Annotated in this window: 23 protein-coding genes; 4 read left to right on the forward strand and 19 right to left on the reverse strand. The window is 35.2% G+C overall.

All coding sequences use genetic code 11. The features are described from left to right. Positions 1-26: 26 nt before the first annotated feature. The 3 genes from ACEPXG_RS11830 to ACEPXG_RS11840 all read right to left on the reverse strand — a co-directional run bounded on the left by ACEPXG_RS11830 (position 27) and on the right by ACEPXG_RS11840 (position 4,810). Positions 27-659, reverse strand: coding sequence for a FadR/GntR family transcriptional regulator (locus ACEPXG_RS11830; RefSeq protein WP_391202535.1), 633 nt, complete (start codon positions 657-659; stop codon positions 27-29). 143 nt (positions 660-802) lie between these two features. Beyond that, complete coding sequence (dnaE, locus tag ACEPXG_RS11835; protein ID WP_391202538.1) at positions 803-3,865, reverse strand: DNA polymerase III subunit alpha; 3,063 nt, start codon at positions 3,863-3,865, stop codon at positions 803-805. A 15-nt stretch (positions 3,866-3,880) separates the two neighbouring features. Further along, positions 3,881-4,810: a DHH family phosphoesterase gene (locus tag ACEPXG_RS11840; protein WP_391202541.1), complete on the reverse strand. Its 930-nt coding sequence runs from the start codon at positions 4,808-4,810 to the stop codon at positions 3,881-3,883. 93 nt (positions 4,811-4,903) lie between these two features. Here ACEPXG_RS11840 and ACEPXG_RS11845 point away from each other — a divergent pair, with 93 nt between their 5' ends. Continuing rightward, positions 4,904-5,212 (forward strand): YtpI family protein, encoded by a 309-nt coding sequence (locus ACEPXG_RS11845; protein WP_391202544.1) that lies wholly within the window; start codon positions 4,904-4,906, stop codon positions 5,210-5,212. Positions 5,213-5,239: 27 nt separating this feature from the next. On the opposite strand, the gene ACEPXG_RS11850 is transcribed toward ACEPXG_RS11845, so the two are convergent. Further along, positions 5,240-6,547: a DRTGG domain-containing protein gene (locus ACEPXG_RS11850; protein ID WP_391202547.1), complete on the reverse strand. Its 1,308-nt coding sequence runs from the start codon at positions 6,545-6,547 to the stop codon at positions 5,240-5,242. A gap of 64 nt (positions 6,548-6,611) precedes the next feature. Further along, a complete protein-coding gene (locus ACEPXG_RS11855; RefSeq protein ID WP_391202550.1) occupies positions 6,612-7,292 on the reverse strand; it encodes a metal-dependent hydrolase in 681 nt (226 codons plus the stop codon). Between the two features lie 110 nt (positions 7,293-7,402). Between ACEPXG_RS11855 and ACEPXG_RS11860 the strand changes: the two genes are divergently transcribed. Continuing rightward, complete coding sequence (locus tag ACEPXG_RS11860; RefSeq protein ID WP_391202553.1) at positions 7,403-8,494, forward strand: M24 family metallopeptidase; 1,092 nt, start codon at positions 7,403-7,405, stop codon at positions 8,492-8,494. A 517-nt stretch (positions 8,495-9,011) separates the two neighbouring features. Here the strand turns inward: ACEPXG_RS11860 and ACEPXG_RS11865 are convergent. The 3 genes from ACEPXG_RS11865 to ald all read right to left on the reverse strand — a co-directional run bounded on the left by ACEPXG_RS11865 (position 9,012) and on the right by ald (position 10,917). After that, positions 9,012-9,359: a fluoride efflux transporter FluC gene (locus tag ACEPXG_RS11865; protein ID WP_391202556.1), complete on the reverse strand. Its 348-nt coding sequence runs from the start codon at positions 9,357-9,359 to the stop codon at positions 9,012-9,014. Next, positions 9,356-9,727 (reverse strand): fluoride efflux transporter CrcB, encoded by a 372-nt coding sequence (gene crcB, locus ACEPXG_RS11870; RefSeq protein ID WP_391202559.1) that lies wholly within the window; start codon positions 9,725-9,727, stop codon positions 9,356-9,358. The genes ACEPXG_RS11865 and crcB overlap by 4 nt, the downstream gene beginning before the upstream one ends. Before the next feature lie 74 nt (positions 9,728-9,801). Then, positions 9,802-10,917 (reverse strand): alanine dehydrogenase, encoded by a 1,116-nt coding sequence (gene ald / locus ACEPXG_RS11875; RefSeq protein WP_391202562.1) that lies wholly within the window; start codon positions 10,915-10,917, stop codon positions 9,802-9,804. Between the two features lie 220 nt (positions 10,918-11,137). On the opposite strand from ald, the gene ACEPXG_RS11880 reads away from it, so the two are divergent. Then, positions 11,138-11,590, forward strand: a complete 453-nt coding sequence (locus tag ACEPXG_RS11880) for a universal stress protein (protein WP_391202564.1) — start codon at positions 11,138-11,140, stop codon at positions 11,588-11,590. Positions 11,591-11,861: 271 nt separating this feature from the next. On the opposite strand, the gene ACEPXG_RS11885 is transcribed toward ACEPXG_RS11880, so the two are convergent. The 5 genes from ACEPXG_RS11885 to sppA all read right to left on the reverse strand — a co-directional run bounded on the left by ACEPXG_RS11885 (position 11,862) and on the right by sppA (position 16,251). Further along, positions 11,862-13,055 (reverse strand): acetate kinase, encoded by a 1,194-nt coding sequence (locus ACEPXG_RS11885; RefSeq protein ID WP_391202567.1) that lies wholly within the window; start codon positions 13,053-13,055, stop codon positions 11,862-11,864. A gap of 65 nt (positions 13,056-13,120) precedes the next feature. Beyond that, positions 13,121-14,050, reverse strand: a complete 930-nt coding sequence (locus ACEPXG_RS11890) for a class I SAM-dependent methyltransferase (protein WP_391202570.1) — start codon at positions 14,048-14,050, stop codon at positions 13,121-13,123. Positions 14,051-14,104: 54 nt separating this feature from the next. Next, the gene (tpx, locus tag ACEPXG_RS11895; protein ID WP_391202573.1) at positions 14,105-14,611 is read right to left on the reverse strand and encodes a thiol peroxidase; all 507 of its coding nucleotides are present in this window, start codon (positions 14,609-14,611) and stop codon (positions 14,105-14,107) included. 35 nt (positions 14,612-14,646) lie between these two features. Beyond that, on the reverse strand, positions 14,647-15,228 hold the full coding sequence (locus ACEPXG_RS11900; protein WP_391202576.1) for an RDD family protein: 582 nt from the start codon (positions 15,226-15,228) through the stop codon (positions 14,647-14,649). A 9-nt stretch (positions 15,229-15,237) separates the two neighbouring features. Next, positions 15,238-16,251, reverse strand: a complete 1,014-nt coding sequence (sppA, locus tag ACEPXG_RS11905) for a signal peptide peptidase SppA (RefSeq protein ID WP_391202579.1) — start codon at positions 16,249-16,251, stop codon at positions 15,238-15,240. A 136-nt stretch (positions 16,252-16,387) separates the two neighbouring features. On the opposite strand from sppA, the gene ACEPXG_RS11910 reads away from it, so the two are divergent. Beyond that, entirely contained in the window at positions 16,388-17,188 is an 801-nt protein-coding gene (locus ACEPXG_RS11910) for an NAD kinase (protein WP_391202582.1), read from the forward strand. Positions 17,189-17,207: 19 nt separating this feature from the next. On the opposite strand, the gene rarD is transcribed toward ACEPXG_RS11910, so the two are convergent. From rarD to ACEPXG_RS11940, 6 genes are all read right to left on the reverse strand, one after another. After that, a complete protein-coding gene (gene rarD, locus ACEPXG_RS11915) occupies positions 17,208-18,104 on the reverse strand; it encodes an EamA family transporter RarD (RefSeq protein WP_391202585.1) in 897 nt (298 codons plus the stop codon). Between the two features lie 211 nt (positions 18,105-18,315). Then, entirely contained in the window at positions 18,316-19,893 is a 1,578-nt protein-coding gene (gene mbcS / locus ACEPXG_RS11920) for an acyl-CoA synthetase MbcS (RefSeq protein WP_391202588.1), read from the reverse strand. 494 nt (positions 19,894-20,387) lie between these two features. Then, positions 20,388-21,839, reverse strand: a complete 1,452-nt coding sequence (locus ACEPXG_RS11925) for a WD40/YVTN/BNR-like repeat-containing protein (protein WP_391202592.1) — start codon at positions 21,837-21,839, stop codon at positions 20,388-20,390. A gap of 741 nt (positions 21,840-22,580) precedes the next feature. Beyond that, positions 22,581-22,784 carry an alpha/beta-type small acid-soluble spore protein gene (locus ACEPXG_RS11930; RefSeq protein ID WP_151700615.1) on the reverse strand — a complete coding sequence of 68 codons (204 nt, stop codon included), beginning with the start codon at positions 22,782-22,784 and terminating at the stop codon, positions 22,581-22,583. 81 nt (positions 22,785-22,865) lie between these two features. Beyond that, positions 22,866-24,068: a tRNA uracil 4-sulfurtransferase ThiI gene (gene thiI, locus ACEPXG_RS11935; RefSeq protein ID WP_391202595.1), complete on the reverse strand. Its 1,203-nt coding sequence runs from the start codon at positions 24,066-24,068 to the stop codon at positions 22,866-22,868. 5 nt (positions 24,069-24,073) lie between these two features. Next, positions 24,074-25,207, reverse strand: coding sequence for a cysteine desulfurase family protein (locus ACEPXG_RS11940; RefSeq protein ID WP_391202597.1), 1,134 nt, complete (start codon positions 25,205-25,207; stop codon positions 24,074-24,076). Positions 25,208-25,211 lie beyond the last annotated feature (4 nt).

Genomic DNA, 25,211 nt, shown 5'->3' on the forward strand with positions numbered 1-25,211 from the left:
TTATTTGAAAGGATAATAATTCTTCCTTATTGAATTAACAAAAGCCATTCGTTATATAGAGTTACTGCCAATTGTTCATCTCTATTTTTCAAGCCATTGAGCAATTTTCTCCACGTTTCTTTTTCTTCTGTTCCCATTGGATTTCTATAAGGTTCCCCAGCAAATTGTTTTAACAAAAACCATACTTTCAATGCAAGGCGATTATCGGATATAATAATTATTTCTCTAATGATATCCTCACGAATTACCTCTTCATTTTGCAATTTAAGTAGGAACGCATCCCAAATGAACTGTCTTGAAAAGTTTTCTGAGGTGCATATTGTTCGAATCGCTTCTTTTTCTAGTGTTTCCCTTGTCTTGTGTACGTCTTTTTTAGACTTAGATTCTTGTAAAACAAAAGTAGATAATAACTCAACTAATTGATGTTTACGAAAATCAGAAAGAAAAGTTCCTTCCCCTCTTCTTGTTTCAATTAATCCAAGTAATTCTAAACTTCTGAGCGCTTCTCTTACAGTTGACCTGCCAACCTGCATTCTTTCTGCTAATTCTCTTTCAGAGGGCAGTTTACCACCAACTGCAACATTTTCTTCTTTAATAAGCTCTCTCAGTCGCTTAACAATCTCTAAAAACATTTTGCTTGAGTTATTTTTGGGATTCATACATCCTCACTCTTCCATTTATTACAAAGTGGTCTGACCACTGATAGTTACTAGCATACAAAATATTTGTCAAAACGTAAAGAAAAAACTGTACAAAAGAGTACAGTCTAGGCTAAACAATCTTTAATTTGGAATGCGGAGCCCTAGTCATTTGATATTAATTTGGTTATTATTTGAGTTCTTCCATTTCGCCGTTCAGATTTTCCTTCTATCCTTATGATTGTCTGCTCCTCTAATAATAAATTAAATCTTGTATACTCTTCAGGAAATAAAATAACAGAAATACTTCCAGTTTCATCTTGTACAGTTACAAAAGCCATGGACTCTCCTTTTTTTGTGCGAATCCTTTTAATTTCTTGAATAAGGCCAACTATTTTTACTTTCCATTCTTTTGTTGACTGTTGCACATCCCATATGTTGTCGATTCTTTCAGAGACAGTTTTCTTCACAGAAACAGTTGGATGTTCCGAAAAATATTGGCCAAGTACTTCTTTTTCAAATTGAAGCTTTATCATTAATGGCAATGGATCGGATTTTATATATTTTGATTTTCCAAAATGAGAAGCGTCCCCGCCAAACAAATCATTTTCTTCTGTTGGACTAACAAGTTCCGCGTATTTTACCGCTGGATCTAATGTTGCCAGTAACGTTGCCCTTTCTTCTTTCAATTCATCCAATGCTCCTGCTTTAATCAGAGGTTCTATATTTTTTCTGGTAAAATGGATAGCACTTAAATCAGAGGCGAATTCAAAAATATCCATCCAGTTTTTTGTTTTAGTCACTCTTTGCTGCAATAGCTTTTGTGTAAACGTATGTGAAACCCCTTTAATAGCTTGTAATCCAAATCTCACAGCCCCGTTCTCAACGGAAAAGTAGGGCTGGCTATTTTGAATAGATGGTGGTAAAACTTTAATACCTTTTTGTTTCATTTCCATTAATAGCTGATTTATTTTCTCCTGATTCCCTGTAGCCGAACTTAATAGGGCACAGTAAAATTCAACCGGAAAATGGGCTTTTAAAAAAGCCATCTGATATGAAATAATACTATATGCTACTGCATGGCTCTTAGGAAATCCATAATCTGCAAATCGAACAATTAAATCATAAACGGATGAAGCAGCAGCTTCTGTATGTCCAAGTAGTTTTGCCTTTTCAATAAAATGAGTTCTTTCTTTTTGAAGTATTTCTCTATTTTTTTTACTTACTGCTCTTCTAAGTAAATCCGCTTCTCCAAAAGTAAAGCCTGCCATTTGTGAAGCGATTTGCATAATTTGCTCTTGATAGACGATAATACCATATGTTTCTTTCAAAATGGGCTCTAATACTGGATGTTCATACGTAACCGCTTGCTGTCCTAATTTTCTTTTTGCATAGAGCGGAATACTTTCCATCGGACCTGGTCTATAGAGTGCATTTACCGCAACTATATCTTCGAACTTTGTCGGTTTTATTTGTTTTAGTGCATTTCGCATTCCTGCAGATTCTAATTGAAATACACCTGTCGCATCCCCGTTTTGTAAAAGTTGAAAAGTATGCTCATCATCTAATGGAATAGTATCTAAGGTTATTTGGGACGATTTTTTATAGTTAATCAGATTTAATATACGATCGATAATTGTTAAATTTCGTAAACCTAGAAAATCCATTTTGAGCAAGCCGATCTGTTCTATTTCTTTCATTGGCCATTGTGTTAAAAATATATCATCATGACCATTTTGGATTGGAACTACATCCACAAGTGGTACTGGTGATAATATGACACCTGCAGCATGTGTAGAGGCATTTCTAGGTAACCCTTCTAATGCCAATGCTACGTCAAACCATTTTTTTCGAATTTCTTCTGTTGCGATGAACTCACGTAGTTTTTGAGATTGGTCGTACGCTTCTTTTAAAGAAATCCCTAGTTTAGAAGGAATGAAGGAAGAGATAGCCTCTAGTGTGGATGATTCAAATCCAAACACTCTAGCCACTTCTCTTGCTACTGCTTTTGCCGATAGTGTTCCGAATGTGATAATTTGAGATACATTTTGTTTACCATATTTTTCAGCTACGTATTGAATTACTTCCATTCTCTTTGAATCAGCAAAATCAATGTCAATATCTGGCAAGGTAATACGTTCCGGATTTAAAAAGCGTTCAAACAAGAGACCATACTCGAGCGGGTCTACATCGGTTATGAAAAGCGAATAAGCAACGAGTGAACTTGCGGAAGATCCCCGTCCTGGTCCAGTTAAGATTCCTGCTTGTTTCGCAAATTTTATAAAATCTTGCACAATTAAAAAATAATCTTCATAATTCATCTGACCGATGATTTGAAGCTCATAATTTAAACGTTCGACATACTTTGGCGAGATACTTTTCACTCGAATTTTTAATCCTTCTTCACAAAGGTCACGTAAGTAGTCTTTTGCTAAAATGGATTGTGGTAACTGATACTTAGGCATATATTGGGATGGCTGTTCAAATGATACCTGACAACTTTCTAACATCTTTTCTGTGTTTTCAAGCCACTCCGGAACGTCTGAAAACCAATCGAACCATTCTTCACTTGAAAGTACATGAAATGAATGATCGGAAGGCTTTAATCGATTACGATCAGTCATTTTAACTGATTGATCCATCGCGTTTAATACTTCAAAAGCAAACGCATCTTCTTTCTCTATGTACCGACTCATATGAAAAGCAGTAATTGGTATTGAAAGTTTCTCCGCAAATGAGGTAATTTCCACTTCTATTTCTTGCTTTATCCCATTTGGACGTTCAATTCCAGCGTATAAATTTGTAGGACCGACGATTTCAGCTAATTCACCCATTGTATTAGGAGTAAAGGAATCGTCGCATTTATAGACGACGATTAATCCCTCTTTGTATGCTTGCAACCATTTTATCGGTAGTTCAGATAACTCTCTAGTTTCTAAGCTACTTGATATTTTCAGGATATTTTCATATCCATTACTATTTTTAGCGTAAAGTATTATGGAGCTAGGATGATTATCTAATTTTATTTTAATCGAAAGTCCTATTACTGGATGAATTTGGTGTTTTTTTAATTCGTGCCAAAAAGGCAACATACCATACAATCTGCTGTTTGTAATGGAGGCTGCCTTGGCATTATTCAATTTCAGTTTTTGGATAAGTTGCTCCAATTGAATCGTACTTTTCAGCATATCCGCTGAAGTTACTATTTGTGGATATACCGTTACCATATATAACACCTCAATTTACAACTTTTTTAAATCCTCAATTACCTGATCTGCTTCCTCCCAAGTTTTTACGGAAGCACCGGAAGCAAGCGGATGACCACCGCCACCATATTTTTTTGCAATCACATTAATAATAGGGCCTTTTGAGCGGAGACGTACTCTGATTTCTTTTGTATCTTCAATGAAGAATACCCAACATCTCATTCCTCTTACATCTGCTAAAGATCCTACTAATAAGGAAGCCTCAGATTCAGCAACATTGTATTTCTGTAAAATCTCTGTTGTCAGTTTAACAAATCCGACCCCGTTTTCAACCATGCTAAAGTTTTCGTAAACATACCCTTTTAAATGGAGCAAGTTTCTATCCACTTCATACATTCCGTTAAACAATTCCGTACGATCAAATCCATAAGAAAGTAGCGCTCCTGCATAGGTCATTGTTTGCAATGTAGTACTTTGAAACATGAACCTTCCAGTGTCCCCAACTATTCCTGCAAACAGCAATCTCGCAATACTTGCATTCATTTTCCAACCCTTATAATCCTTCGCTTCATCAAATAGTTCACAAATCATTTCACTTGTGGAGCTTGAGTTCGTATCCACCCATAATAGATCACCATACGCATCATCATTTGGATGATGATCTATTTTAATGATTGCTTTACCTAACTTGTATCGCTCATCATCTATTCTTTCCGTATTTGCAGTATCCGTAATAATAATTAAAGCATCCCTGAAATCGTCATCTGTAACGTTATCAGGATGAGCTAAGAAGTCTAATGTATTTTCATGTTTTCCTGTTGCTAATACTTTTTTTTGTGGAAAATTAAATGAAATTAACTCTTTTAATCCAATTTGAGAACCATAAGCATCCGGATCAGGCCTTACATGTCGATGTATAATTATTTTGTTAGCCTCTTCGATTGTGTCAATGATTTGTCTTTTCATTTCATTTCCTCCATTTAATCAAGTTTTCTATTCGTATTTTCACAAATTAACCTATACAATAATGAAAGCTTATTTTTTTATTGGAGGTTCATTATGTTTCTTAATGGAATATTTATATTAGCAATTATCGTTTCTTTTGTATGGTATTTTTATTTTAAAACAAAACAGTTTCGTACTTCACTACCTATTCGGAAAAAATGGTTTTCAGCGAAGGCTTCTATTTGTTTAGGTGCATTTTTATTGTCTTTTGGATTAAATTTTATCATTGTATTTCCATCGTCCGTTACATATGTAATCTCCGCTTTATTTATCTTAATAGGTGGTTATTTTATGTATTATAATTATAAAGTATTCAAGCATTACGGACAATTTGTTCAAGAGGAAGTAGAGTTAAACAAATGATGCAGCTTAAGAGCTGCATCATTTTTATTAACGTTCTAGCAGTTGGTACGTGATCATTGCTTTTCCTACAAGTTGTTTGTCATTAAATACTTCTAAGTCCATTTTCGCTACTTTTCGACTCATCTCTAACACTTTGACGTTTACACGAAGTATACTTTCTAATTGTATTGGTTTCGTGTAATATATAGTCATATTTTCCACTACGCTTTCTCCACGTTTGCGAATTTTCAACGTTTGGGATCCAGTTTCAGTCAAAAGAATGGAAAAGGCTCCATAAGACATAGCCCCATAATGATTGGTCATCTGAGGGGTAACGACAAACTCAAAAATGAACTCCTCTATAGAAATTACCTTTATTTGTTGTTTTACAATATCGTCAATTGTCTCTCCGTTTTGCGGTTGTCTGGAGGCAGCTTGCAATGCTTTTAGCACGTCTTGTCTACTTATGACTCCTTCTAAATTATTATTATCTTTAACTACAGGCAACAAATCAATTCCTTCCCAAATCATTCGATGGCTTGCAGAAGCAACGCTTGTTTTCAACGTAATGGAAATAGGGTTTTTCGTCATCACTTTCTCCACGAGTTCATGACTCTCTTTACCAATAACATCTCTTGCTGTTACAATACCTACTAATTTATTGGATGCATCTACAACCGGAAAACCTCCGTGAGTCGTTAATTGGTTCAATTCTCGGTATCGCTTTACAAAATCATTTGTTTGTAGAAAGGACGTATCTTTTAAAGGAATATATATATCTTCAATAAGCAATACATCTTTTTTTATAAGTTGATCGTCTATTGCACGATTAATCATTGTAGCAACTGTAAAAGTATCATAGCTCGTTGAAATAACAGGTAACTCTAAATCATCCGCTAGTTTTGTTATTTTTTCTGATACGTCAAAGCCACCCGTTACAAGTACGGCTGCTCCAGCAAGCAATCCATGTTCATGCACTTGGAGACGATTTCCTACTATTAGTAAATTGCTAGGTCCTATATAACGCATCATATCTTCTACTTGCATTGCACCAATAACAAATTTATTTAGTGTCTTATGTAGACCGGCTTTTCCGCCTAAAACTTGACCATCGACTATATTTACAACTTCCGCAAATGTTAATCGTTCAAAATGCTCTTTTTTCTTTAATTCAATTCGGATTGTTCCGACACGTTCGATTGTACTAACAATCCTTCTTGTTTCTGCTTCTTTTATCGCTCGGTAAGCAGTTCCTTCACTTACAGTTAGATCTTTTGCAATTTTTCTAACAGATATTTTATCTCCAACTGGGAGCTTTTCTATATATGCTAAAATTTGCTCATGTTTTGTTGTCATGTAGTCACATCCAAACGATTGTTGTACGTTTATTGTACCACATTATTCACATTTTCTTAGTAAGCTACAGTTGCACAATTCCTCCAGCATTTAGAATTTGAACTTCGGAATTTGTCACTAACACTTTAAAATGATTTGGATCTTGTTGAATGACTGGAAATGTATTGTAATGAATTGGTACTACTATTCTTGGTTTTAGAAGTTCTGTCGCATAAGCAGCATCTTCTGGTCCCATTGTAAAATTATCTCCAATTGGTAAAAAGGCAACATCGATATTGTTTCGATCACCAATCAGTTTCATGTCCCCAAAAAGAGCGGTGTCTCCCGCATGATATATAGTCTTGCCTTCTGCCGTAAACAAGATTCCTCCTGGCATTCCGGTATAAATAGTCCCAATATCTGAAGTATCAAATGAAGAACTATGAAAAGCATGAGTGTATTTAACTTTTCCAAAATCAAATTGATAAGCTCCACCTAATCCCATTTCATGGGTAGTGATTCCTTGCGTTGCTAGATATTCGGCAAGCTCAAAGGGTGCAACAACAAGTGCATTACTTTGTTTTGCAATATCAATTGTGTCACCAACATGATCATTATGACCATGCGTTAACAAGATAGCGTCTGGGCTTTCATCAGAGGCGTTCAAATCTGTCATTCCATTCCCTGAAATAAATGGATCAATTAATATTGTATATTTTCCTGTTTTAATTTTCACTACCGAATGCCCATGATAACTTATTTGCATTGTCAATTCTCCTTTTAATTAGTTTTTTCTTTCTATATTTCATTCAACTTTAATGCTAGAAATCCTCTATTCTGCTATTCTTAAATTATAAATTAAAAAGAGGTGCCAAAATGAAACAAGTAGAAAAAATTCAAAACTATTTACAATCCAACAATATTGATGCCGCTTTTATAACAACTCCAGACAATGTTTTTTATTTTACTGGATTTAGAAGTAATCCGCATGAACGTTTACTAGGCGTATTAATTTATAAAGAAGCAACACCTTTTATTATTTGTCCACAAATGGAAATTCCAGATGCAACTGCAACCGGGTGGGCCGGTAAAATTGTTGGACATCAAGATACAGAAAATGCTTGGGATATTGTTGTTCAAACAATTCAAGATAATATAGGCACTATTAATACTTTAGCAATTGAAAAGGCTCATTTAACTGTAGAGCGTCAAGAAGCTATTCAAGAGAGAATTCCTTCCATTCAAATTTCAAGAATTGATGAAAAGATAAATGAGCTACGCGTAATTAAAACAGAAGAAGAATTAGTTAACATGCGAAAAGCTGCTGAGCTTGCCGATTACGCAATTGAAGTTGGTTGCAAAGAAATTGCGGAAGGAAAAACTGAGTTAGAAATATTAACGGCGATTGAGTTAGCGGTAAAAGACAAAGGCGCATCTCAAATGTCATTTGATACAATGGTCCTAAGTGGTCCTAAAACAGCTTCTCCTCATGGTAAGCCAGGGGATCGCAAAATCCAAAAAGGGGATTTAATATTATTTGACCTAGGTGTTATTTACAACGGTTATTGCTCTGACATTACAAGAACAGTAGCTTTCGGAGAACCTTCCGCTGAGAAACGTGAAATTTATGAAACTGTTCGCCGTGCCGAAGAAGCTGCTGTAAATGCAGTGAAACCGGGAATAACTGCAATGGCTCTTGATAAAATTGCACGCGATGTTATTACGGAAGCAGGTTACGGAGAGTATTTCACTCATCGCTTAGGGCATGGACTTGGGATTTCCGTGCACGAATTCCCATCCATCACTGGTGTAAATGAGATGAAATTAGAAACTGGCATGGTATTTACAATCGAACCAGGCATTTATCATCCTGAAATTACTGGTGTGCGCATTGAAGATGACGTTGTTGTTACCGAAGATGGCGTAGAAGTGCTTACAAAGTTCCCGAAAGAGTTAATAATTTTATAAGAAAAGTGCAAGTGTCCTTTATATGCATACTATCTTTACTATTTCCTGAGTGCTTTGGACGAAACATACGCTACACTACTAACGAAGAATTTTATGGAGTACCTGGAAGTGACTGCGTCACTTCCAGGTACTCTTTTTTCGGTAATCTTGTGGCGGAGGTTTGTCCGTCACTCTCTTGAAATGTGTAGAGACAAAGTGCACAAAGTTTGGTTAATGAGAGAATTGATCCTTGCCTACTATTTTAAAAGCGGACGAAGATGCAATTTCGTCCGCTCAGCGCTACTTTATAAATAAATACTATCTATTTTTTTCAGGTTCCGCCTACTCTAATCACCTGATCGCTGATTCATATATACTGAGGACTGTAAAAGTATAAAACATTCAAGATCGAGCCTTTGCAAGATTAGAGGCATAACTTAATTATCCAGAATTCATATGCATCTAGAACTTACCAAAAAGCCAATTACATATACATTCTAATAAGAAAAACAAAATCCTTTTTTCCTAGGGTGCTCTTTTATTTTCCAATAGAATACCCTAAAAAGGCTAAGCATAATCCACCTGCATAAGTAATCGTGAAATATAGAATCCATTTTCGGGGCAGTTTCTGAAGTGTTACTAATTCCTTATTTAAAGTAGAAAAAGTGGTAAATGCTCCTAAAAACCCAGTACCTAGAAGTAATACATACATTTCATTTAAGCTATAGCTTGCGATAAATCCCAATAAAAAAGAACCACTTAAATTGACGAAAAGTGTCCCAAAAGGGATTTTACCTTCCACATTTCCATTCCACTTTTGAGCAATATAAAATCGGAAGATAGCTCCTAGAAATCCACCTACAGATACAGCAACAATTGCAGTCATCTTGTCACCTCATGTTTCCATCCTAGATTACTCATTACAATCCCACCAACTACACTAATCAATACGTATAATACAGTAAATATAATTTCCCCTTGCTGCAATAATTTCACTGTTTCTACACTAAAAGCAGAAAAAGTGGTAAAAGAACCTAGAAAACCTGTAGTAATAGCTGTTTGTACATTCGGTGAGAGTCTACTTTTATGAAAAACAGCTGATGATAAAAAAGGAAGAAGATAACAACCTACTAGATTTACTATTAGTGTTGCAAAGGGGAATATAGAATGTGAATAAAGTATGAGTCCAACCGAATATCTTGTTAAAGCCCCTAATGCTCCTGCTATACCAACAAATAAATAAGCCAATTGCATTCACTCCATTATTGTTTTCAAATAACAGAACACCCAAAGTGATGAATAACCTTTGGGTGTTCAAAATTTATTTATTAATTTAAAAGTGTAGCAGCGTCTACGTAAGGAAGTCCTTGTGCTTCTGCAACCGCTTTAAAAGTAACGTGACCAGCTAATGTGTTAATACCTTTTTGTAATGCAAGGTTATCTAAGCAAGCTTGTCTATATCCTTTGTTTGCAATTTGTAGAGCATATGGAACCGTTGCATTAGTAAGCGCCATTGTTGAAGTTCTAGGCACCGCTCCTGGCATGTTAGCAACTGCATAGTGTACAACACCATGTTTTTCATAAGTTGGGTTGTCATGTGTTGTGATGCGGTCAGATGTTTCAAAAATACCACCTTGGTCAATTGCAATATCAATAACAACTGAACCAGGAGACATAGATTTAATCATTTCCTCTGACACAAGTTTAGGAGCTTTAGCACCTGGAATTAGAACTGCACCAACTACTAAATCTGCCTCTTTTACTGCTTGTCCAATATTATATGGGTTTGAAATTAATGTTTGCACATTTCCGCCAAACAATTCCTCTAATTGACGAAGACGGTCAGGGTTTAAATCGATAATTGTAACTTGTGCTCCCATACCGACAGCAATTTGAGCAGCATTTGTACCAGCGATACCACCGCCAACTACTGCTACTTTTGCACGTGATACTCCTGGAACTCCTCCAAGTAAAATTCCTTTACCACCATTAATTTTCTCTAAATATTGTGCACCAAGTTGTGTTGCCATACGACCTGCTACTTCACTCATCGGAGTTAGTAATGGTAATGAGTTATTTGGAAGCTGAACCGTTTCATACGCAATAGCTGTTACCTTTTTCTCAAGTAACACTTTCGTCAAATCTTCTTCTGGTGCTAGATGTAAATAAGTAAAGAGAATAGATTCTTCACGAATTAATGTAAATTCTTCATGAGTAGGTTCTTTAACTTTCATAACCATCTCTTGATTCCAAGCTTCTTCCGCAGTTTGTACAATTGTTGCTCCTGCAGCAATATAATCTTCATCCGTAAAACTAGAACCTAAACCAGCACCTGTTTCAATGATTACTTCGTGATTATTATGTTTCAAAGTAACCACACCAGCTGGCGTCATAGCCACTCGGTTTTCGTTATTTTTAGTTTCTTTTGGTATACCAATACGCATTTCCATATCCCCTTATGTATTTAATTTTAAAAAGAGTGATTCAAATAAATTGAAACACTTAAAACATCTTCATTTTATCATTTATACATTTAAAATGCTTCATTAATTTAAAAATAACCTTAGAAAAGTTCGATAGATCTCCTTATTATTAAAAAATAGAAGGAATACAGAAATAAATCTCGAATTATATAAATATAATAAGAAATAGGAGGTTTTAAACATGACATTAAAATACAAACAAATTCTAGTTGCTGTCGATGGTTCAAAAGAAGCAGAGTTAGCTTATAAAAAATCAGTTTCCATTGCTGCAAGAAATAATGCAACTTTAAATTTAATCAATATCATTGATACAAGATCATTTGCAGCAATTGAAGCTTACGATCGTTCGATTGCTGAAAGGGCACAAGTATTTGCTGAAGATTTACTAGATGGTTATAAAAAAGAGGCAATTGCAGGTGGGGTTCACAATGTAAACGTTTTAGTTGAATATGGTTCACCCAAAACAATGATTTCAAAAGACATAGCGAAAAAAATAGAGGCAGATTTAATCATTTGTGGAGCTACTGGGCTAAATGCTGTTGAGCGATTCCTTATAGGAAGTGTATCTGAATACATTGTTCGTTCTGCAGCATGTGATGTTTTAGTAGTTCGTACGGAAGAAAAAGACGATTAATTTTACGAAAAATGCAAGCGTCCTTTAAGTGCATTTGGTCTTCTCTATTTCTCGAGTACTTTGGACGAAACATCAGCTACACTATTAACGTTAGAGTTATGGATTATGAAATGACTAGGTCACTTCATGATCCATTTTTTTGGGTAACCTTGTGGCACTTATGACACTTCGAGACCAATTTTTATTCACCCGAGACTAATTGGAAGTCACTGAAAAAGTAGCGTCCGAAGATGTGAATTCCTTAGACTGAACAAAAAGCTTGTCAACAGATTTAGAATAATCCTGCTAATCTCATCGTATCTCTTGCTATCATTATCTCTTCGTTTGTTGGAATAACAAGTACTTTTACTGGCGAATGAGGATAATTAATAAATGTTTCCTTGCCACGTAGTTTATTTAAATCATGATCCAAATAAACGCCCATAAATTGAAGACCACTTAAAACTTTTTCTCGAATAACTTCGCTATTTTCTCCTATTCCTGCAGTAAAAATAATAGCATCTACGCCATTCATCCGAGCAGCGTAAGATCCAATATATTTATGTATACGATTTGCAAATACATCAAGCGCTAACTGGGCGCGATCATTTCCCTTGGAAGCTTCTGTTACAATTTCACGTAAATCACTTGAGAATCCAGAAACACCTAACATTCCAGATTGTTTGTTTAAAATATCTAGTACTCCTTCTGCACTTTTCCCCGTCTTTTCCATTAAGTACGGAATAAGCGCTGGATCTATATTCCCAGATCTTGTCCCCATCGTTACTCCTGCAAGTGGTGTAAACCCCATGGAAGTATCTATGGATCTTCCACGATCGATAGCAGCAATACTAGCCCCGTTTCCTAAATGACAAGATATAAATCTAGTCGTTTCAATTGGCCGGTTTAATAACTCTGCGGCACGATAAGCAACATACTTATGCGATGTCCCATGAAACCCATACTTACGAATGCCATATTTCTCATAGTAATTATATGGAATGGAATATAAGTATGAGCTTTCTGGCATCGTTTGATGAAATGCTGTATCAAAAACAGCTACCGCTGGAATTTCCGATAATTCTTTTGCAAACTCTCGAATACCTGTAATATTTGCTGGATTATGTAATGGTGCAAGTTCCGAAAGTTCCTCTAATGTTGTCATTACTTTTTCTGTAATTAAAACAGAATCACTATACACTTCCCCCCCATGCACAACTCGATGTCCTATTCCTTGAATATCATTTAAAGTGTTGATTACTCCTTTTTCAACTAACTGATGCATTAATAGTTTTACGGCTTGTGTATGATTGTTGACTTGTTCGATTAATTGTATTCGTTCATTTTGTGTCGTCATTGTAAAAATAGAATTGCTTAAACCAATTCGCTCTATTAAGCCTTTTGCAATCACTTTTTCTTCTGGCATTTTCAGTAATTGAAATTTTAAAGACGAGCTACCTGCATTAATCGCTAAAATATTAACCATTAAAAAACGCCCCTTCTTTGAACAAGTACTTTAATTGTACTGTTCACATTAGGAGCGAGCAACTATCATTTAGAATTTTCTTCTTGCCATATTTCGATCTTTTTAAAGAACAGTTCCATCGCTTCTTTATTCGACATATTTGGAACTTTTGCAAGTAATACATCTCTTGGCGCTTTTAAATCTTCACTTTTCTTTTGAAGAATTAGCAAACTTTTTTCCTGCCCTACTGTTTTGAAAATAGTAGACGGAAACTGAATAACTGCTTGAATCCAGCCATGTTCTTTCAAAAATTTATGGAGGTTCGGGGCTTGTTTTGATTCAAAAATAGTGTCCGGAACTAAAAAGTATAAGTATCCACCTGGTTTTACATGCTTCATCGATTGTTCGATAAATAAATGATGAGCGTACGACATTTCATCTTCACTATGAAGGAAATAATCGCTTGCAGTTTCAGCATCTGGATAATATCCTACAGGTAAATCACTTACAACAATATCAGCAGGATCGATTAATAAAGGCTTTAAAGCATCTTGTCTAAATAATTGAATATCACAAGCAAGTAATTCTCCTGTTTGAGCTGCCAATTGGATTAGTAAGTCATCTATTTCTACTCCAAAAGCATGATTCTCGTTTGGTAAAGCATTCATTATTGTATAAAGTAAATTACCCGTTCCTAAAGCTGGGTCTAAAATTGCCAGTTCTTTTTTGTCTTTCGTCATTTCCTTTACAAAATAGGATACCAATAATCCAATCGCATCAGGAGTCATTTGATGGTTTACTTGGGCTGACTTTTTCATCCCTTTTAGAATTGCAAGTTGAACCGCTTTTCTAATCTGCTCTTTAGTAAGATTTGTCACTAAAGGTGTTTTTTTATCTGAAATCCATAATTCAAGTGCGTAAATAACACCTTCTAAATATGTCACAGACTCCTGTTCTTCTATAAAACTACTTTCTTGATCAATAAACGTAAAAACTTTTTCGACATTTGTATGCATATTTATCCCTCAAATTAAAACCCACTCTTAACTAGAGTGGGTTAGATTGTTTTATTAGTTAGTTAACGCTTTTACTGCATCTAATGCTTTTTCATAGTCTGGGTGATCCGTTCCTTCGCTCACATATTCAGCGTAAGTAACAACATCATTTTTATCGACTACGAATACACCGCGAGCTAACAAACGTAATTCTTGCATCACCACTCCAAATGCTTCTCCGAAAGAAAGGTCGCGGTGATCCGATAAAGTCTGAATTGCATCTGCGGCATTAGCCCCACACCAACGCTTTTGAGCAAAAGGTAAGTCTACAGATATGGTTAATATTACCACATCATCACCTAAACTCGCAGCACTTTGATTGAATTTATTTGTTTGTGTAGAACAAACGCCTGTATCTAGGGAAGGTACTACACTGATTAAACGAACTTTACCAGCTGAATCTTGAAGTGTTACGGCTGATAAATCGTTTGCTAGAACTGTAAAGTTTGGTGCTTTTTCTCCAACTACTACTTCTTTTCCAACTAATGTTACTGGATTATTTTTAAATGTTACTTGAGCCATAATATGTAGCCTCCTTTTTCATTATGTTCATCTTACTAGAATATGTTCTGCTCTTGCAACTCTTTTGATACCGAAGTATCTTTGTATACACCTTTTTCCTTTTTATCGTAAACGGATTCATGCACAACTAAAGTATCTGCGATCATATCATGGATAGCCTGATTTTTCGGTGTAAACGCTACAACAAGATAGGGAAGATTCAGTGGAATAACAGAAATCAGACGACCAATCCACTCTCTAAATAGAATTGTACTCCATGTAAGTTTATCATTATTCTTTGAAATAACTAGAATGCCAAAAATCATCTTTCCTACCGTTTGATTGAAAAATTTCGTCATCAATACAAAATATGTGTAAAAAAGAAAGGATGTTATTAATGTAAATGGTGCATACCAGGTAGGGTCGTTTATCTCTAATGAAAATAAGCGGAAAATGGGTTTGATTAATAACATCCCAATAGAGGATAAGATTAATATATCCGAAAAATATGCCCAAAATCTTATCCAAAAACCAGCAGATTTCCGTTCAAATTCAGTAGTTTTTTCGCTGGTTTGCTGGGTTAGCGATTCATTCGCCTGCACAATATTTTCTTCATTCTGTACAAATTCACTCATCATTTACCCTCCTTATCTGTCACCATATAAATACATCATGCGCGGTGCACTATTGTCTGCAATAAGTTTACCGATTAATTTTGATTCCATATCTAACCCTAGGAAAGATTGGGCTTTCAGAGCAAAAAGGGAGGAAAGACTTTGAGAGTAGCCATATTCAATTACTTCCGCATCTTCTAATTTTTGATCTGTTTTTATTGCTTGTATAACATCTTCCAAATAGCCAATGTCATCTGCCAGGCCAGCTGCTACAGCTTGTCGTCCACTCATAATTCGACCATCTGCAACTTTCTTCACTTCTGCTACTGTCATATGACGACCTTGGGCAACGATATCAACAAAATCTTCATACGATTCATTTAACATAACTTGTAACATATTTCTTTCTTCTTCTGTCATTTCTCTTGTTGGACTCATGATATCCTTATAAGGACCAGACTTTATCGTAACAAACTCTACTCCATATTTTTCTGCCAATTTTCCATAATTAATGCTATGCATGATCACACCGATAGAGCCTGTAATCGTTTCTTTATTGACAAAGATTTTATCTGCAGGTGCCGAAATATAGTACCCCCCTGATGCTGCCATACTTCCCATCGAAACGTAGATTGGTTTTGCAGTCTCGTCTTGAATCTCTTTAATTTTTTTATAAATTTGAGCGGATTCGACAACTCCTCCACCAGGGGAATTCACTTGCAACACAATTGCTTTTACAGAATCATCTTGTTTTACTTGATCTAATTGTTGCAAGAAGAATTGATGATTGTAGCTTTCTGTTCCAAAAATGGAAGATGCACTACCCGTATCCTGAATAGTTCCATCGACTGTTAATACAGCTACTCGGTTGTCTATATCTCCTTCTTCTAATACCGTTTCATAAAAATCAGAATTAGATATAGATGCAAATTCATCCATTAAAGATGTCCAGTCCGTTGAAAATACAGCTGATAAAGTGTTTACAAAGATTGATATTACTAATAATATGGATGCTCCTAAAATGGCAAACCAACGTTTCATATTCATATTGGTGCTCCTCCTTTTGTTCTCCTCATAACATACGAAAAGAATTCCTAAACGTTTCATAAAATGGTAAAATAAATATAGAAAAGCGCACGGCACTGTAGCTATCTCTCATTCTAATTTGAAAGGAGAATGCAAGATGAACTCCCGAAATGCAATATATCTTTATACTAAGAATGACATAGAATCATTACAAAAAAAAGACGTTTTAGCGAAAGTCATAAACCAATATGGCTTTCAAGTTGTTGAAAACGATATCGAGGCTTCTATTATTGTGAGTATTGGTTCAGATGGTACTTTTTTGCAAGCGGTTCGTAAGACTGGATTCCGAGAAGATTGTCTATATGCCGGTATCTCAACAACAGGCACATTAGGTATGTATTGCGACTTTTTAATAGAAGATATGGAAGCAATGGCGGAAGCTGTGTTACAGAATGAAATGGAAGTTCGTAAATACCCTTTACTGGAATTATCGGTCAATCATAACCCTAAATTTTATTGCTTAAATGAGTTCACCATACGTTCTAATATCATCAAAACTTTTGTATTGGACATAATAATTGACGGCAAACTTTTTGAGACGTTTAGAGGCGACGGAATGGTTATTTCGACTCCGACTGGAAGCTCAGCTTACAATAAGTCGCTTAATGGAGCAATAGTAGACCCACTACTTCCTTGTATCCAAGTAACAGAAATTGCTTCCATGAATAATAATGAATATAGAACACTTGGTTCTTCCTTCATTTTGAGTGGTAGTAGGTCGCTTGAACTTAAATTACATAAAGACTGGAATGACTATCCTTCCATGAGCACCGACAACGAAGCCTTAAGTATACAACATGTGGAGACTGTGTCTATCGCATTAAGTAATCAAGTGGTGAAAACAGTGAAATTAAAAAATAATAGTTACTGGGAAAAGGTAAAACGATCCTTTTTATAAAAAACAGGTAGACATAGCGCTACCTGTTTTTTCTTACTTCTACAATTTTAGAAATAGTAAATAAGATTAATGCTGCCCAAATAAATGAAAATGAGATAAATTCAATTTTGCTAAACTTTTCATGATAAACAAAGATACCAACTAGGAGCATAATAGTTGGAGCAAAATATTGAATAAAGCCAGACATATAAAGTGGCATTGTTTTCGTTCCTTTTGCAAACAACACAAGTGGAACCGCGGTTGCTACACCAGTTAATGCTAGTAAAATCATGGTACTAGCATTTGATTGAAAGAAAACCGCTTGATCCGTCACTAATAAATATCCAAAATAAATAAGTGCTACTGGCAAAACGAACATTGTTTCTATTGTTATGCCTCTTAATGGATCAATCGTCAAGCTTTTTTTAATAAAGCCATAAAAAGCAAACGTTAAAGCTAGTGTTACAGCGATCCATGGAATTTCTCCATATGAAACTGTTAGGATAGTAACCCCAGCTGCCGCAATAGCTACAGAAAGTTGTTGAGCCCTAGATAATTTTTCTTTTAAAAAGATAATGCCTAATAGGACAGATATTAATGGGTTTATGTAATATCCTAAACTAGTTTGTACTATATACCCTGCATTTACTGCATATATGTATGTAAACCAATTTCCTGTTACTAAGTACGAGGCAAGAACGAGACTCCAAAAAGCCTTCTTATTCTTCCAAAGCTCCTTTAAATCACTAATCAACGTCTTAAAATTTTTGCTTAAAATAACCACGAATAATGTAAAAATAAATGACCAAATTACTCGACTTGCAAGTATTTCATCACTTGAAACATTCAATAATAGCTTCCAATAAATCGGCATGAATCCCCAAAATATATATGCAATTGCTACGATAAGTATTCCTTGTTTTTCTTCTGCTTGCAAAACTTCACCCCATTTTTTCAAACCCAAAATACATGCATTATTATAATACTTCAATGCACTAAAGTAAACAAAGAAATTCCTTTATATGGACAGATAAACAAGTAGATTAGAAGTGAAGCTAGACTTGATACTGAGAAAGCAAACTAAAAATGAAATCTAATGTAAGTCAATTAAAAACGAAGAACCAAATGTTCTCCGTGTTTTTTTCAATCTATTTTTTCATTTCTTCTCGTTTTCTTAGCTCAATACGTCTGATTTTACCTGAAGTTGTTTTTGGCAACTCTTCGATGAACTCAATCTCACGCGGATATTTATAAGGGGCAGTCATGGATTTAACATGCTCTTGAAGTTCTTTTACTAACTCCTCTGTACCCTGTTTTAATGGCTCAAGTAAAACAACAAATGCTTTTACAATAGTTCCTCGTAGCTCATGTGGACTTGCAACAACTGCACATTCTTGTACAGCTGGATGTTTTGTAAGTGCATCTTCCACTTCAAAAGGTCCAATTGTATAACCTGAGCTTATAATGATGTCGTCTCCTCTACCTTCAAACCAGAAATAACCATTTTCATCCTTTTTTGCTTGGTCACCTGTAATATAGTAATTTCCTCTAAATTGCATAGAAGTTCTTTCCGGATCTTTCAAGTATTCTTTAAATAGTGCTGGAGTTTCTACATGTACTGCAATATCGCCTACTTCACCAGCTACACAAATTTCTCCAAATTCATTTATTATTTCTACTGTATTTCCAGGTGTCGGTTTCCCCATGGAACCTATTCTACTTTCCATTCCTTTCATCGTTCCAATTAGCAATGTATTTTCAGTTTGACCATAGCCATCTCTAACTTCCAAGCTAAAAAGTCTATTAAATGTTTCAATTACCTCTCTGTTTAACGGTTCGCCCGCTGAAACTGCACTATGAAGAGAGGAAAGGTCATAGTTCGATAACTCTTCCGTTTTAGCCATTATTCGATATTCTGTTGGGGTGCAGCAAAGAACATTCACTTTTTTCTCTTTAATCTTATTTAGATAGGTTTTCGGTTCAAATTTTCCATTATACACATAACCAATTGCACCACTCCCTAATGTTGCAAGGAAAGGGCTCCATATCCATTTTTGCCATCCAGGACTTGCAGTTGCCCAAACTATATCTCCTTCTTGAATACCAAGCCAATTAGGTCCTGAAGTTCTTAAATGAGCGTAAGCCCAACTATGTGTATGTACGACACCTTTTGGGTTTCCTGTTGTACCGCTTGTATACGATAGAAAAGCCATATCATCTTTTAATGTATCTACTGCTTGAAACTGGTCAGATTCATGTGTCATTTCATGCGTTATGGATGTCCATCTTCCTTGACCTTCGCCAATTACTAGTAATAATTTTTCGTCGAGATGCTGCACTTCATCAAATTGATCTAAAAAAGGTTCATACGCAATAATAGCTTTTGCTTCACTATGTACAAGACGATATTCAATATCTTTCGTCCGAAGCATTTCAGAACTTGGAATTACTACTAAACCTGCTTTCAATGCAGCAATATATACTTCATATGCCTCTATTAAGCGAGGAACCATGATTAATATGACATCCCCCTTTTGAAGACCTTTTTTTGTAAATAGATTTGCCACTTTATTTGCTCTTTGTATTAATTGTTTATATGTACATGACTTATTTTCGCCTATATCCGATTCCCAAATTAGTGCTATCTTTTCTTCATCGGCGCTATATTTTTCAAATTCACAAACTAAATTATAGTTGTTTGGTGCTATCAAATTTTGTTTATTCATCTGATCTCCTCCTCATCCTTACATTTTAATTATAAAGTAAATAGTCTGATTTTTAAATATAAAGAAAAATTTCTGTGTTTTTATCAGATCCCAAACTTCCTTTAAGTGCATCTGGTCTTCACTATTTCTAGAGTGCTTTGGACGAAACATTAGATACACTATTACCTTTGGAATTATGCAGCTGGAAGTGACTGTGTCACTTCCAGCTACACTTTTTTCGGTTATCTTGTGGCGGATGTTTGTCCGTTTCCCTCTTTTGCAGAGACAAAGTGCGTAAGGTTTGGTTAATGAGAGAATAAATAATCTATCAAAGGAATTGATCTGTTTGAGTAAGAAACAAATATAAAAACCACCAATCTATGGTGGTTTTTATATTTGTAAGGATTATCATACAGCTGATAATGATATCCTCCAAGAAGTACCTTTTTTGCTTCAGCATCTATTACTACAAATTTGTGCCATTCTTCTTTTTCATGGATATTCACTTGAAATTTTTATCGTCTCTTCTGAATCGTCATTTCTTCCCACGAATAATTTGGTATAGTTGCAATCCATAACGTATCTCCCATGATATCCACATCCATAACGATGGAATCCCCAGCATCAAACACTTTTTCAGATTTTCTTTCTTCTTTCGTACTAATGGAATAAATAGCTTCACCTCGTGTATATCCGAATAATCTCTCTCCTTTTTTAATAAATTTAACTACCACTTCATCAACTTTAATTTTCCTCCAATTTCCCTTTTGAAGATTTCGGGTCCAAATTTCACTTTGTGTGGTGATGAATAGCCTATTGTTAATCACTTTTATATCATTAGGTACATCATTACTATTCGGCATGATTATTTCGTTCCATCTATCATTCGTCTTTTGCAAAATCTTCCTTTCTTCTGTTAATACTACCAAATCACCATTATCCGATATTTGAACCACATAAAATGGTTTAGGAACAATAGCTTGTTCCCAACTCTCCCCTTGATTGGTCGAATAGTAAATTTTTCTATTTGATATCACAGCTATATGGTTGTTGATTGAATAGTCGATGTTCTCAATCATGTGTTCTAATGAAAGAATTTTCGTTCCTTTACTTTTTGATGTAATACCTGTCCATAATTCTTTTTCCGTTGCTGCATATAATTGATCATTCCTATCAAACCATGCGTGTGTTACATGATTATTAGCTTGTAGTTCTGTCCATGTTTCTCCATTATTAGGACTCCATTCAATAAAAGGTTGCTTGGTTGTACTAAATTGTGTTGGCTTTTTGTCTCCCCATACGACTAAATTTTTGTTTCCAGCGACAACCCCCGTAATCGCCCTCCCTTTTTTTGTTAGGTTATCGGTACCAATACGTTTGGATATTAATCCTCCACCGTATGGTAATTTATGAATGGCACTGACTACATCTCCGTTTTGGGCATTGAATGAAATTCGAGTAAAACGGTTACCTCGATCATTTCCAACCACAGTTAGAATGGGTTTACCATCAATACTATCAAGTGTAAAATGATACCCCGTTGCCCAATCTTTCCCTGGTTTTAGTCCGTATTTATCTTTTGCTAGTTGGAGAACATCAGAGCTATCCAACTTGATCTCATCGTAGGGTATTGTTCGATCCTGAGATTGCTTATCTGGTCTAAATAACCAAATTTTCTTTTCTGAGATACCAATTAGTACATAATCATCTGTACCTGGAACTACAAAGAACAAAGACCAATTAAAACGTTTCCCTGCTTCTCCTCTCGAGCCTCCCATAGTTTCATCCACACTGGTTACTTTTGTAAGTGTTGCGTTCACATTCCATTCTTTTGCTCGCTGGAATCCAATGTCAATCGCTTCTTTTAGCGTAGTTTCACCATTTGAAGCGATTGATTCTCGACTGCTCAAATTTACAAAAACTAAAAAAACAACTAACAAACAAGAGATTTTTTTTATGAAACTCAAAATTACCACCATCCCATAACTAAAGCACATTAATCATAGGATTAATGTGTCTATTTAGGATGGAGTAAATACTTCGTTATTATCCTCTTAGATCCAATATAACAAACAAAATACTCTTTTTATCAGAGAATCCTTCTTCCATTAAACTGTCCATTAGTAAAATATTTGTATTCACTTCTTCTTTTCGATAGTAACGGCAATAATGCCTCTAATCATAAAATTATTGGAGGGATTTATTTTGTTATTATCAAAGGCTTGGGAATCCTTCCAATAGTCTTAGCACTAAAAAGAAATAGATAGTGTCCATTGATAAAGAAGAGCTGAGCGGACGAAATTGTATCTTCGTCCGCTTTTAAAAGAATAGGAAAGGATTTATTCTCTCATTAACCAAACCTAATGCATTATGTCTTTACATATTTCATGAAGGCGACGGACAAACATCCGCCACAAGATTACCGAAAAAAGTGGATTGAGAAGTGACGCAGTCACTTCTCAATCCACAAAAATTTCCCGGTAATAGTGTAGCAAATGTTTCGTCCAAAGCACTCTAGAAATAGATAAGACAATATGCACTTAAAGGACGCTTGCGTTTTTCTTGTGATGTAATTTGTTGCCGTTTTTGTAATAGTAGCCCGCCCCATTTGAAAGCACTGTTGATACCGGATTTCTTGCATACCAAGTTTGTATGCTGTCTTTTAAATAGAAAAATCGGCAGCCTAAGCTGCCGATTTTTTTATTTCCTTATTTGCTGTACCCATTCATTTGGGATTGAGCCTGTTGCACTAATCGCTTTGTAATTTCTCCGCCTACGGATCCGTTGGCACGCGATGATGCATCAGGTCCAAGTTGTACTCCAAACTCTTGAGCAATTTCATATTTCATTTGGTCAATCGCTTGTTTTACTCCTGGTACTAGAAGTTGATTTGATGAGTTGTTGTTTGTCATGTCTCTCACCTCCTTGTGAAATTAGAATGGTCGTTTTCACGAAAATCATACACAAGGAGGCAAGGTATATTTTGTTATTTTTTAAAGTAAATTTTCAAAATCATTTTTCTTACTAATTGGAAACGATAAAACTTCTCTATTTTCCACAGCTTCTTTTATTAATTCATCAAAATCCTTAAAGCTTTCATAGTACTCCACTTTTTCGAGTTTCGGTTTTGTTTTAGGACAAGATGAAGTAAATATCGTACAACAATCCTCATATGGTAGTATGGACGTTTCATATGTCCCAATTTTTTGGGCAATATCAATAATGTCAAGTTTATCTAATGAAATTAATGGTCTGAAAATAGGTGTAGTTGTTACTGCATTAATGGCTGTTAAACTTTCTAACGTTTGACTAGCAACTTGTCCTAAACTTTCCCCAGTAACGATTCCTAACGCACCGATCTCTTCTCTTACTAAGTCTGCTATTTTCATCATCATTCTTCTTGTTGTCGTCATCGATACATTGTCTGGTATTTGAGCTTGAATACTCTGTTGAATATCGGTAAAAGGAATGACATGCAATTTCACCGATGCTCCAAAGTGACTCAACTGATTAGCTAAATCCATAACTTTTTCTTTGGAACGTTCGCTTGTAAAAGGTGGACTATGGAAATGAATAGCATCTAAACGTACTCCGCGTTTTAATAACATATAACCAGCAACTGGACTATCAATTCCGCCTGAAAGCATTAACAAGGATCGACCATTAGAACCAAGTGGCATTCCACCTGCTCCTGGGATAACTTCCGCCATCATATAAACAGCATCTGATAAAACCTCAATACGTAAATTAATATCCGCGTCTTTCATTTGTACCTTTAAGTTAGGAAATTGACTAAGCACATGACTTGCGACTTTTCGTTGTAATTCATACGTATCCAATGGAAATCTTTTATCTGTTCTTTTAACAGTGACTCTAAATGTTTTATCTTGGTGTTCTAAACTTTTCATTATTTTCAAAGCAGTTTCTAGTATATCATCCATTTCCTGTGTGCTTGATGCAACTGGACTAAAGGATTGTATACCAAATATTTTCGGTAATCTTTTAATAAGTTGTTGTATTTCAGCGTCATCCTTCGAAGTTAAAAACATTCGATCTCTCTCTGCGGTCATTTTAAAGTTCGACAAATCAATAAAAGAAAATTTTATATTGTTTCGAAGTTGCGTAATAAACGTTTTCCTATTTTTTCCTTTTGTTGATAACTCGCCGTATCTAACTAATATTTTTTCCCATTTCATCTTTTTTAGTCTCCTTTAATTACGTTCATCACTTTAGTAAATATCTTTTTAAATTGCTGCACTTCTTCCACCAAATTCAGATGAGAAAAACTTAATCGGATGACTCCTTTAATATAATCATCTTCTAAATGCATTGCTTTTAACACATGACTTGTTTTTGTTTGTTTGGAAGAGCATGCACTACTCGTGGAGACGATCACATCTTCTTTTTGAAGTGCATTGATAAATACTTCTCCTTTCACTCCTCGAACCGAAAAAGAGATAATATGTGGCGCTCTTATTTCCGGGGAAATGATTTTGATAGAAGAAAAAGTTTGTAAAAATGTACTGATCTCATCTGCCATACTTTTCATAATTCTACTATGTGCTTCCAGATTACTATTTGCTAGTCGAATTGTCTTTGCAGTACATACAGCTAATGGTACGGATGTTGTTCCACTTCTAATGCCATATTCTTGTCCTCCACCAAAAAGAATAGGTGTAATCTCAGTAGAATTTCTTAAAACAAGAACCCCAGATCCTTTCAGACCATGAATTTTATGTGACGATATAGTTATCGCATCTACTTGTTGTTCCTCAAAGTTAACTACCATTTTTCCAAAGCTTTGCACAGCATCCATATGAAAAACTGCTCTGCTTTTTGATTTAATTAGGGCAGCAATTTCATTAATCGGCTGGACGGCACCAGTTTCGTTATTAACATGCATGATACTTACTAAAACTGTATCATGACGAAGAAGTGACTGGATAGAATCTATTGAGATAATCCCTTCTTTATTGACAGGAATATATTCTACATTAAATCCTAGCAGTTGAAGCTCTCTAGCGGATTCTAGTACAGAAGGATGTTCAATTGCAGAAATAAGCACATGATTTCCGCGATGCTTATATTTATTAGCTAAACCAAATATAGCTAAATTATTCGATTCTGTCCCACCGGAAGTGAAATACACTTTTTCTTTAGCTGTTTTAATCACATCAGCAACTTGTGTTCTTGCCGATTGTAATAATTCGTTTGTTTGATGACCGAACTCATGGATAGAAGCAGGATTTGCCCAATATTTTTCATTCACCGATACAAATGTATCGATTATATCTTTATAAGCTTTCGTTGTAGCACTATTATCAAAATAAATCATGTTT

This window comes from Psychrobacillus sp. L4 (genome assembly GCF_042944905.1).
Lineage (GTDB): Bacteria > Bacillota > Bacilli > Bacillales_A > Planococcaceae > Psychrobacillus.